Origin of the sequence: Streptomyces cahuitamycinicus, assembly GCF_002891435.1 — a bacterium.
In the GTDB taxonomy this organism is placed as follows: Bacteria; Actinomycetota; Actinomycetes; order Streptomycetales; family Streptomycetaceae; genus Streptomyces; species Streptomyces cahuitamycinicus.
Map to the genome: position 1 here is coordinate 1 of NZ_POUC01000455.1, position 6,094 is coordinate 6,094.

The 6,094-nt window shown below is 70.6% G+C and carries 5 protein-coding genes; 1 reads left to right on the forward strand and 4 read right to left on the reverse strand.

The genetic code is table 11. The features are described from left to right. The 3 genes from C1J00_RS36470 to C1J00_RS36480 form a co-directional block, all read right to left on the reverse strand. On the reverse strand, window positions 1-483 hold a 483-nt coding region (locus tag C1J00_RS36470; protein WP_102913220.1), incomplete at its 3' end, for a hypothetical protein. A gap of 241 nt (window positions 484-724) precedes the next feature. After that, window positions 725-1,471 carry a GNAT family N-acetyltransferase gene (locus C1J00_RS36475; protein ID WP_102913217.1) on the reverse strand — a complete coding sequence of 249 codons (747 nt, stop codon included), beginning with the start codon at window positions 1,469-1,471 and terminating at the stop codon, window positions 725-727. 177 nt (window positions 1,472-1,648) lie between these two features. After that, complete coding sequence (locus C1J00_RS36480; protein WP_102913221.1) at window positions 1,649-2,383, reverse strand: HNH endonuclease family protein; 735 nt, start codon at window positions 2,381-2,383, stop codon at window positions 1,649-1,651. 201 nt (window positions 2,384-2,584) lie between these two features. Here C1J00_RS36480 and C1J00_RS36485 point away from each other — a divergent pair, with 201 nt between their 5' ends. Further along, window positions 2,585-2,770: an antitoxin gene (locus C1J00_RS36485; protein WP_102913218.1), complete on the forward strand. Its 186-nt coding sequence runs from the start codon at window positions 2,585-2,587 to the stop codon at window positions 2,768-2,770. A gap of 135 nt (window positions 2,771-2,905) precedes the next feature. On the opposite strand, the gene mfd is transcribed toward C1J00_RS36485, so the two are convergent. Continuing rightward, the coding region (gene mfd, locus C1J00_RS36490) for a transcription-repair coupling factor (protein WP_102913219.1) at window positions 2,906-6,094 on the reverse strand (3,189 nt) is incomplete at its 5' end.

Consider the following 6,094-nt stretch of genomic DNA (forward strand, 5'->3'; position numbering starts at 1 on the left):
GGCCTGGGGCGTGGAGTCGTGGGGAGCGGGTGCGTGAGGTGCGGGTGGTTGCGGGACGGGCGTGGACGCCGGGGCGTACGGCGGCGCGGGGTGCGGGTAGCCGTACGGGGTGTGCGTGACCGTCTGCGCGTGGGGCGACGCGTAGCCCGCGAGCCTGCGCTGCTCGCCGTGGTGGCCGATGTCCACGACGAGGAAGTAGACGGCGGCGCCCGCTCCGAGCAGAAGGATCATGGCCAGCGCGATGTCGGTCCGGAGGTCGTCCTCCGGCAGCGCGCCGATCACGGCGAAGCACGCGATGGCCAGCGGCAGGCTCACCCAGGCCAGCACCCAGTCGAGGGCCCGGCGGCGCAGGACGGCCACCCGGAACAGCGGTACGCAGGCCAGCACGCCGCACGTGAGGAAACCGGCTGCGGCGAACAGCACACGCAGGGAGATCACCGTTGCCGCGCTGCGGGGAGGCGGCGCCGCGCCGTGGCCGTACATGACTGCTCCTGGACCGGTGTGTGGGCGATACGGACGGACGTGCGAGTGACAGACCCTGTTGGGGAATCCGAGCGTATAGCCCGACAAGGACAACCGGTCACGGGTTGTACCGAACCGTTGTCATGCTGATCACTTCGTGTGAACAGCCCGTCCTTGGGCCGTCGTAGGCCGTCCGGTCCGCCACCCGCCCCGGTCCGTCACGCGCTGCCCGGTCCGTCAGGCCCTACAGGTCCGTCACGCCCTACACGGGATGCCGCATCCACACGTTGGGTTCGACGTACACCGCGTACCCGCGCTCCACCTCGCAGCGCACCGGCACCAGAGCGCCCGGCACCTCGATGTCGCCGTCGGTGTCGAAGGGCAGACCCGTCCAGCGGCGCCAGTCCGCGAGCGGGGCGGACACCGTCATGGACGCCGGTGCCACCGAGTCGATGGTGGCCCCGGCCCGGGCGTGGACGCGCAGCCACGGGTCCTCGGGCAGGCCGTCGGGGCGGACGCGACGGGCGTACTCCTCCATCGGCGTGTGCGGCTCCAGGTGCTTGGCGTTGGGGCGGACCGGGGCGACGACCTCGCGGAAACCGCGGGCCCGGGCGTTGTCCCGCATGGCCGAGAGCATCACCCCGGACAGGCCGCGCCCCTGCGCCTTCGGGGCGATGGAGACCGAGATCGCGCTGACGGTGTCGGGCCGGGCCCCGCGCCGCAGGTCGGAGAAGGCCCACACCAGCACCGCGTCCCAGCCGTTGGCCGGCAGCCGGCCGCCGCGGCGCTCGGTGCCGAGGGCGAACGGCACGCTGTAGGCGTTCGCCACGACCTCGCCCTGCTCGTCCTCGGCGAACAGGACGTACTCCGGGAGTTCGGTGGCGATCCGCGGGAAGTGGGCGGCGCCCACGAGGTCCTGGATCACGAACTCCGGCCAGCTGTCCGCCATCCCGACGACCCGCTCCAGCATGTCCGGGCGGTCGGCGAGGCTCGATATCTTCGGCTGCATGTGATCACGGTAGGCGCGGGCGGCGGGCGCCCGGAACCGAATTCTTCAGTCCCGGCAGCTCCATCACGGTCTTCCGGATGCGGTCGGCCACAGTAGGGGGCGTATGTCTCCCACAGTCCGCGAGCGATGACGTTTTACCAGTTCCGCCGCTCTATCAGCCTCAGCCTTCGCACAGCCTCAGCCTTCGCACTGCTTCAGCATCATCGTCTTGTCGGCCGTCGTCACCGAAAGCTCGTACTTGTCTGCGACCTGCGCGAACCGCACCGCGTACGAGCACCGGATCTTCTTGTTCGGCGGCAACCAGGACGCGGGTCCCGAGTCCCGCTTCGCCGAGTTGGCGCGCCCTTCGACAGGAAGCAGGTTGAGCACGTCGTTCGCCAGTTGCTCGCGCTTGCTCTCCGGCCATCGGGCGGCGCCCATCTGCCAGCTGTAGGACAGCGGGACCACGTGGTCTATCTGCACCTCGGTGGCCTTCGCCTTCTTCCAGTCGATGTCCTTGCCGGTGTAGGGGTCGTACAGCTCCATCGCAACGACCACGCAGTCGGAGCCTGAACGGAACCGCACGTGCCGCCCATGGAGTTTCAGCAAGTCGTTGCGCGTGTCACAACCATTCCTCGCCAGCGGTACCCCGTCCGCCGTATCCATCCACGCATAGCCGAACTCATCCCGCTCGTAGCCCGTTCTCGGGCCGCGCCCCTTGGTCGCCACCTTCTCGATCAGGGCGCGGGCCCTGTCCTTGTCCGCGCCGGAGGTGACCGCCGCCAGTCCCGGCTCGGTGCCGTCCGGGTTGTCCAGCGGGTTCGCGGCCCGCCCGTCACCCGCGGCCGGAGCGCCGGAACCGGAGGCGCCGCCGCGGTCCGCGTTCGGCGTCAGACCTTCGCAGCCGGCCAGCGCCGAACCGGTGAACACCATCGCGACAGCCAGTGCCGCCCCGCCCCTCAGACGCGTCACCGTGCGCCCCTCCTCTGTCTGTCTGTTCCGCTCCGGCACGGGCGGCCCGTGCCGGAGCCCACGGTAGCGAGGAAGAGGTTCAGACCACACCGGGCCTCAATGCGCATACTTCGCATCCCGCGCGTATCGTCGGTTCTGAGTCACCTCCGGAGGGAGCTTTGCATGGGTATCTTCGACAAGTTCAAGAGCCAGGCGCGGAACAAGGGCAAGCAAGGCTCTGACACCGCGGAAGAGCGGATCAACGAGAGGACCGGCGGCAAGTACGAGGACCAGGTCGACTCCGGCCAGCAGCGCGTCGAGGGCTCGCTGGGCATGGACCGCGACCGCGACCGGCCCGAACAGCAGTAGGGCCTCCGACTCCGGGGCCGTCCGCGGAGACATGGACGCATCTCCCGCGGACGGTTTCCCATGTCCGGCCCCCGGCCGGTCAGATCCACACCGCCCCGGCGGCCCGGGATCAGGGCCCGGCGCCAGGGCCCGCGATCAGGACCCCAGCACCGACGTCAGGAACTCCCCCACCCACGCCAGCAGTTCCCGGCCGACGAGTGGCTTTCCGCCCACCTTCGCGGTCTTCGGACGCGGCACCAGCGCCTGGTGCACCGTCGGCTTGAGGACGACTCCGGGGTACAGCCGCTTGACCCGCAGCTCCTGCGACTCGCGCAACTCCACCGGCGCGAACCGGATGTTGTTGCCCTGCAGCACGATCTCACCGACACCGCACGCGCGCGCGAACATGCGCAGGCCCGCGACGAGCAGCAGGTTCTCCACAGGTTCGGGCAGCTTGCCGTAGCGGTCGACGAGTTCCTCGCGGACCGCCTTGATGTCCTCCTCCGAGTTGGCGGAGGCGATGGAGCGGTACGCCTGGAGGCGGAGGCGCTCGCCCGGCGCGTAGTCGTGCGGGACGTGCGCGTCGACAGGCAGCTCGATCTTGACCTCGAGCGGCGGCTCCTCCTCGATCTCTCCGGTCTCCAGCTGCCGCCGGTAGTCGGCGACGGCCTCGCCGACCATCCGGACGTACAGGTCGAAGCCGACGCCCGCGATGTGACCCGACTGCTCGCCGCCGAGGAGATTGCCCGCGCCGCGGATCTCCAGGTCCTTCATGGCCACGTACATGCCGGCGCCCATCTCCGTGTGCTGGGCGATGGTCGCGAGCCGCTCGTGCGCGGTCTCGGTCAGCGGCTTCTCCGGCGGGTAGAGGAAGTAGGCGTAGCCTCGCTCACGGCCACGTCCCACCCGGCCGCGCAGCTGGTGCAGCTGCGACAGGCCGAAGTTGTCGCCGCGCTCCACGATGAGCGTGTTGGCGTTGGAGATGTCGATGCCGGACTCCACGATCGTCGTGGACACCAGCACGTCGAACTTCTTCTCCCAGAAGTCGACCACGACCTGCTCCAGCGCCCCCTCCGACATCTGCCCGTGGGCGGTGGCGATGCGCGCCTCGGGGACGATCTCGCGCAGCCGGGCCGCCGCACGGTCGATCGACTCGACGCGGTTGTGGATGTAGAAGACCTGGCCCTCGCGCAGCAGCTCACGGCGGATCGCGGCGCCGATCTGCTTCTCCTCGTAGGGGCCGACGAAGGTGAGCACGGGGTGGCGCTCCTCCGGCGGGGTGGTGATCGTCGACATCTCGCGGATGCCCGTGACCGCCATCTCCAGGGTTCTCGGGATGGGGGTCGCGGACATCGTCAGCACGTCGACGTTCGCGCGGAGCTTCTTCAGCTGCTCCTTGTGCTCGACGCCGAAGCGCTGCTCCTCGTCGACGATGACCAGGCCCAGGTCCTTGAACTTCGTCTCGGACGAGAACAGGCGGTGGGTGCCGATGACGATGTCGACCGAGCCCTCGCGCAGGCCCTCCAGGGTCGCCTTGGCCTCGGTGTCCGTCTGGAAGCGGGAGAGGGCCTTCACGCTCACCGGGAACTGCGCGTACCGCTCGCTGAACGTCCCGAAGTGCTGCTGCACCAGCAGGGTCGTGGGCACCAGGACGGCCACCTGCTTGCCGTCCTGGACGGCCTTGAAGGCGGCGCGGACCGCGATCTCGGTCTTGCCGTAGCCGACGTCGCCGCAGATCAGGCGGTCCATCGGGACCGTCTTCTCCATGTCCTCCTTGACCTCGGCGATGGTGGTGAGCTGGTCGGGCGTCTCCGCGTAGGGGAAGGCGTCCTCCAGTTCGCGCTGCCAGGGGGTGTCCGCCCCGAAGGCGTGGCCGGGGGCGGCCATGCGCGCGCTGTACAGCTTGATGAGGTCGGCGGCGATCTCCTTGACGGCCTTCTTGGCGCGCGCCTTCGTCTTCGTCCAGTCGGCGCCGCCGAGGCGGTGCAGGGTGGGGGCCTCGCCGCCGACGTACTTGGTGATCTGCTCCAGCTGGTCGGTGGGGATGTAGAGGCGGTCGCCGGGCTGGCCGCGCTTGGCGGGGGCGTACTCGACGACCAGGTACTCGCGGGTCGCGCCCTGCACGGTGCGCTGCACCATCTCGATGTAGCGGCCCACGCCGTGCTGCTCGTGGACGATGTAGTCGCCCGGCTCCAGGGTGAGCGGGTCGATGGTCTTGCGGCGGCGGGCCGGCATCCGGGCGCCGTCGCGGCCCGCCGCCCGCTGGCCCGTCAGATCCGTCTCGGTCAGGACGGCGACTCTGAGGGCCGGGTCGACGAATCCGTGCTCGATCGAGCCGCACGCCACGTGCACGACCGAGGGGGAGATCTCGGCCAGGTCGGCGTCGTGACGGGCGGCGATGCCCTCGCCGCCCAGCACCTCGACCGTACGGGCCGCCGGGCCGTGCGCCTCGGTGACGAACACCGTGCGCCAGCCGTCGGCGAGCCAGCCCTTGGTGTCGGCGAGGGCCTTGGCGGTGTCACCGCGGTAGGTCTCCGGGGCGTGCATCCCCAGCTTGAGGGTGTCCTGGTCGAGCTCCTCGTCGGCGGCGAACGGCGACACCGTCCACCACATCATGTCCAGCTCGCGGGCCCGGTCCCGGACGTCCGCGATGGACCACAGGGAGGCCGCGCCGACATCGATGGGAGCCTCGCCGCCACCGGCGGTGGCCGCCCAGGAGGCCTGCAGGAACTCCTGCGAGGTGGCCACGAGGTCCGACGCGCGGGTGCGGACCCGCTCCGGGTCGCACACCACGGCCATGGCGCCCTTGGGCAGGACGTCGAGCAGCAGCTCCATGTCGTCGACGAGGACCGGCGCGAGGGACTCCATGCCCTCCACCGCGATGCCCTCGGCGATCTTGCCGAGCAGTTCACCGAGCTCGGGGTGCTGTTCGGCCAGGGCACGCGCGCGCGTGCGGACCTCCTCGGTGAGCAGCAGCTCGCGGCACGGCGGCGCCCACAGGCCGTGCTCGGCGACTTCGAGGGAGCGCTGGTCGGCGACCTTGAAGTAGCGGATCTCCTCGACGTCGTCGCCCCAGAACTCGACGCGCAGGGGGTGCTCCTCGGTGGGCGGGAACACGTCGAGGATGCCGCCGCGTACGGCGAACTCGCCGCGCTTCTCGACGAGCTCCACGCGCGCGTACGCCGCCGCCGCGAGGGCTTCGACGATCTCGCCCAGGTCGGTGGTCTGCCCGGTCCTCAGGGCGACCGGTTCCAGGTCGCCGAGGCCCTTGACCTGCGGCTGGAGCACGGACCGGACGGGCGCCACGACGACCGAGACCGGGCCGGTCTCGGGGTCGTCGGGGCG